This is a genomic window from Mycobacterium sp. PS03-16, assembly GCF_004570325.1.
In the GTDB taxonomy this organism is placed as follows: domain Bacteria; phylum Actinomycetota; class Actinomycetes; order Mycobacteriales; family Mycobacteriaceae; genus Mycobacterium.
Genome location: NZ_SPQO01000070.1, coordinates 1 through 3,274 on the forward strand (window position 1 = coordinate 1; position 3,274 = coordinate 3,274).

The 3,274-nt window shown below is 70.7% G+C and carries 3 protein-coding genes and 1 pseudogene; 2 read left to right on the forward strand and 2 right to left on the reverse strand.

The window, feature by feature from the left end; genetic code table 11:
• Both E4P42_RS26665 and E4P42_RS26670 read left to right on the forward strand, forming a co-directional pair.
• Positions 1 to 322: pseudogene (locus E4P42_RS26665) on the forward strand (hypothetical protein); the annotation flags it as partial.
• Positions 319 to 657, forward strand: coding sequence for a YbaB/EbfC family nucleoid-associated protein (locus E4P42_RS26670; protein WP_245234255.1), 339 nt, complete (start codon positions 319 to 321; stop codon positions 655 to 657). The pseudogene E4P42_RS26665 and the gene E4P42_RS26670, both read left to right, overlap by 4 nt.
• Before the next feature lie 20 nt (positions 658 to 677).
• On the opposite strand, the gene eccD is transcribed toward E4P42_RS26670, so the two are convergent.
• Positions 678 to 2,210 (reverse strand): type VII secretion integral membrane protein EccD, encoded by a 1,533-nt coding sequence (gene eccD, locus E4P42_RS26675; protein WP_135129637.1) that lies wholly within the window; start codon positions 2,208 to 2,210, stop codon positions 678 to 680.
• Positions 2,207 to 3,274: MinD/ParA family protein (locus E4P42_RS26680; protein WP_167759649.1), on the reverse strand; the 1,068-nt coding region annotated here is incomplete at its 5' end. The genes eccD and E4P42_RS26680, both read right to left, overlap by 4 nt.

The following is a 3,274-nucleotide window of genomic DNA, read 5'->3' on the forward strand; positions in this document are numbered from 1 at the left end:
CGGTGGTGGTGGCGGGGTCCCGCCCGCCCCGCTCCAGCCCGCGGTGGGCGCCGATTCGGTGGCCCCCGCCCCCGGCGGTGCCGCACGTGGCGGTCCCGCCGGTGCGGCCGGTCCGGCCGGCGGAATGGGCGCGATGGGCGGGATGGGCGGCATGCCGATGGGCGGTGCGGGCGCCGGTCGCGGTGGCCAGGGCAACGAGAAGAAGCGCACCCCCGGGCTGTCGCCCGACGAGGACCTCTACACCGAGGACCGGCAATGGACCGAGGCCATCATCGGCCAGCGGCCGCGTAAGCCCCAGCAGGACGGGAAGGACTCGAAGTGACCGACCAGATGCATCCTCAGGTCGCCGCGGTCCTTGCACAGGCGCAACAGTTGCAGTCGATCATGGACGAGCAGCTGCACAAGATGAACAGTCAGACGTTCACCGCAGCCGACGAGACCGAGACCGTGCACGTGACCCTCGACGGGCACCACCATCTGACCGACATCTACATCGAGGACGGCCTGCTGCGGCACGGCGCGCACGTCGTCGAGCACCGGCTCAACGAGGCGCTGCAGAACGCGACCGTGGCCGCGGCCGAAGCCCTTGCCGCGGACCGGGAACGCATCGATGCCCAGGTCGCCGAGCTGACGTCGCGGTGGGAGCCGCCCGCCTGAGCCGGCTCGTCTGCAGCCGGTCAGAAACGCAGGTTGCGCAGCAGGTCGTAGACGCTGGCGATCCACAGCAGCAGCGGGATGACGGCCGCGATCGCGGCGCCGTCGAGCAGCTCGAGGATCCGCTTGGTCACGGGAGAGATCCGTCGCACGCCGTCGGTGGCACCGATGACCACCAGCGCCACTGCGCCCAGCGCCGCGTAGACGGCCAGCACCAGCCAGGCGTCCTCGGGATACCACTGGCACAGCTTGACCATCACGCCGGTCGGCACGAGGACCGTCACCGCCAACAGCGCCCAGGCACACCAGCGTTCGGCGTACAGCCGGGACCGGAAGCCGCAAATCGTGGTCACCAGACCCGCGACGATCAGGCTGTGGATGAAGAAGTGGCCCTGCACCACAACGGTGATCGCCCCGATCGCGAGCACCAGCGCGCCCGCGGTCAGAAATCCGATCAGCAGCTTCTTGGCCAGAACGCTGCGCTCCTCGAGGCGCGCCGCCGATTCGGGCACCGAGGCCATGATGGCCTGCCAGGTCGGCGACTGCTCGTCCGTGCCGTCGCGCGACGTCACCGGGTCGAGCAGTTCGTCGTTGGCCACCGTCTCACCGGGGGCGGGGATCGGCGGCAGCGCGATCCGCGCGACCGCCACCGTCAGCTTCGCCGCATTGGTGACGACGATCAGGCCGAACGCCACCGCACCCGCGGGAACCCAGTACTGCCAACCGTATCCGTAACCGATGGCCGCGGCGGTCAGCGCGGTCGCGGCCACCGCCATGAACGCGGCGAGCTCCGCCCGTTTCCGTGGGCCGCCGCGCGTGGCGAGGGTGAGCAGCAGCACCACCGCACCCGCGCCGGCCACCTGCGGCGCCCCCAGTGAGCCGACGCCGTTAGGCAGCGGCACCGCGAGCGCGGCTCCGGCGGCCAGCGGCGGCAGCGCCGCCACCAGCAGGCTCTCGGCCATGTCGAGGTTGGCGTACCGGTTCTGCGCGACCATGCTGCCGCCGAGCAGCACCAGGCCGAGCAGCGCGAGCGCCAGCGCCCACCACAGGCTCTGGCCGGTGCGGTGCCACGACAGCAGTCCCATCACCGTGACCGCAACGGCGACCAGCGGAATCGAGATCCCGACGAAGCGGTTGAGCGCGCTGCGGTCGAACTCCGGCGACTCGTCGAGCACCGCGATCGCGTCGATGACGTCCTCGACGAGCGGCCGGTACCGTTCGGTCCGACTCACCGAGACCAGCGTCAGCAGTGCACCGTCGACGACGCCCGCCTCGTCGAGGGACTCACCGCCTTTGAGCGGCGGGGCACCGGGACGGGCGAACGCCCACACCCCCTGGGCGGTGAAGTCGAATCCGGCGAGGACGTCCTTGGGGGTGTCCTCCAGCAGTTCGGCCAGCACCGCGACGGTGTCGTCGATGTAACTCTCGATGGGCGCCGCCGCGGGCAGGACCAGATCGGTCATGCGTCGGCCCGTCAGGATCGTCACCCGGGTGGTCGACTGCCGCCCAGGTGTGACGCTCGAGGTGGCGCTGGATGCGGCGGCGGTGGCGGTCAACGCCGTTCGAGCCTGTCGAAGTCGTCAGACAAGGCGGCCGCCAGTTCGGTGATGCGCCGCTGGAACGTCTTGTCCAAGAGGTCCAGCCGGATCTCCGTGCCACCGGCGATGTGCTTGTCCCACGGCAGCACGATGACACGGCCGGGGGCCACGTGTCGCTCGAATTGCGCAACAAGATCATCGACGTCGATGTTCGGCTTACCGGGGGTGACATGGTTGATCACCACGCATGACCGGCTCAGCAGGTCCTGATAGCCGTTCTGGCGCATCCAGTCCATCGTCACCGCGGCCTGCCGGGCCCCGTCGATCGACGCGCTCGCGACGATCACCATGCCCGACACCGTGGACAGCACCGCGCGCGACGCGGGCTGGAACAGACCGGCGCCGCAGTCGGCGAGAACCAGGTTGTAGTACCGCGACACCACGCCGGTGGCGCCTTGCCAGTCCTCCTCGTTGAAGGCGCGGCGGGCCTGGCTGTACTCCTCGGAGGACAGCACCTCGAGGTTGGACCCGTTCATGCTCGTGTAGGCGCGAATGTCGTTGTAGCGGGCCAGCTCCTTGTCCGACAGCAGGTCGGCGATCGTGGCCGCGGACTGGCGCCCGGCGCGGTCGGCGAGGTTCCCGGCGTCGGGGTCGGCGTCGATCGCCAGGATGCGGTCACCGCGGACCTTGGCCAGCGTGGAACCCAGGGCCACGGTCACCGCGGTCTTGCCGACGCCGCCCTTCAGGCCGAACACGCCGATCTGGTAGGAGTCGCGGGCGTTGCGGCGGATCCGCGCGTGCAGGTCCATCTCGTAGAGCTCGTCGGGCGACAGCCCGAGGTTGATCCGGGTGAGCAGGTAGATGATGTGCCGCCAGCCGCGCTGCGACGGCATCTTGACGTTGGTCTTGACGCCGACGTGCGACAGCGCGTCGATGGCGCGGTGGTTGCCCATCGCGGCGGCCGAGGTGGGCGCCGGCTGCATCGGCGGCTGCCCCTGATGCCACGTCGGATCGGCGACCGGCGGCGCGTCGGCGAAGTGCGCCGACGGCGGTGGGGCGGGCGCTGGTGCGGGCCGCGGCGG